The following is an 852-nucleotide window of genomic DNA, read 5'->3' on the forward strand; positions in this document are numbered from 1 at the left end:
AGATGACAGAAAGAGCGCTTAGGTTCATAAAAAAATTAATTTGAGGAAGAACCGGCTTTTTGATACCATGCTATAGATCTTTGATATAGTGACGACCTCGGAATTTCTTGTGAGAATGTGATTGCAACAGCCCAAGTTTGTATTGATTTCTTAATAATTGCTGGCAAACTAGTGCTATAAGGAGAGGATGTTCTAAATTCCAGTCCCATCAAATTCTTCTATATTAACGTAAAAGCGGAAGGCTTCCGGTTAATTTGTTAACGCTCTTTTTATTCCCATAAAGGGCAATACCAAGATACTTCAAGTCGTTTTTGGTGCATGCAGCAATCTTATCGATATAGTCATCGTAATGTTTTGACATTTGAGCAACATTGGAAAAGTCGACAAGCAGAAGATCAGGAAACTCAGTAGGGATCTTTTCTCTCAATTCTTTAATCAAACTTTCTGAACTTTTTAGTATAGAAATGGGGGTGTTTGTAATCCCTTCATGAGAATTTCCTTCCCCATCAACCACGTCTGGTCCAATAAGTCCAGCAATTTTCTTCCCTAATGTTAAAGCCAACACAGCTGATGTATTGGCAATCAATCCGATAGGTAACTCGGAATCAATCACCATTACGCATTTTTTATTTTGTATATCCATTTGCCCACTCCCCTTTGTTCTTCAAATTGATTTTGCTTTCTGAAATAAAAAGTCCAGTTAATGTAAGAATCGTTCCAAAAGCAGCCAACCATGTCATTTCTTCGTGTAATACAATGATTGAGGTAACTACTGTAATGACAGGAACTATGTAAATATAAATGCTGGTTTTAACTTTCCTCCGAAAGAAGTCTCCCACTTCTAAACGTGAA

Annotated in this window: 2 protein-coding genes; both read right to left on the reverse strand. The window is 36.6% G+C overall.

Features of this window, described 5'->3' with window-relative positions; translation table 11 throughout:
* Nucleotides 1–223 precede the first annotated feature (223 nt).
* Nucleotides 224–643 carry a DUF2000 domain-containing protein gene (locus HMPREF0083_RS19190; protein WP_021623345.1) on the reverse strand — a complete coding sequence of 140 codons (420 nt, stop codon included), beginning with the start codon at nucleotides 641–643 and terminating at the stop codon, nucleotides 224–226.
* Nucleotides 627–852: EamA family transporter (locus HMPREF0083_RS19195; protein WP_021623346.1), on the reverse strand; the 226-nt coding region annotated here is incomplete at its 5' end. The genes HMPREF0083_RS19195 and HMPREF0083_RS19190, both read right to left, overlap by 17 nt.

The organism is Aneurinibacillus aneurinilyticus ATCC 12856 (genome assembly GCF_000466385.1).
Classification (GTDB): Bacteria; Bacillota; Bacilli; order Aneurinibacillales; family Aneurinibacillaceae; genus Aneurinibacillus; species Aneurinibacillus aneurinilyticus.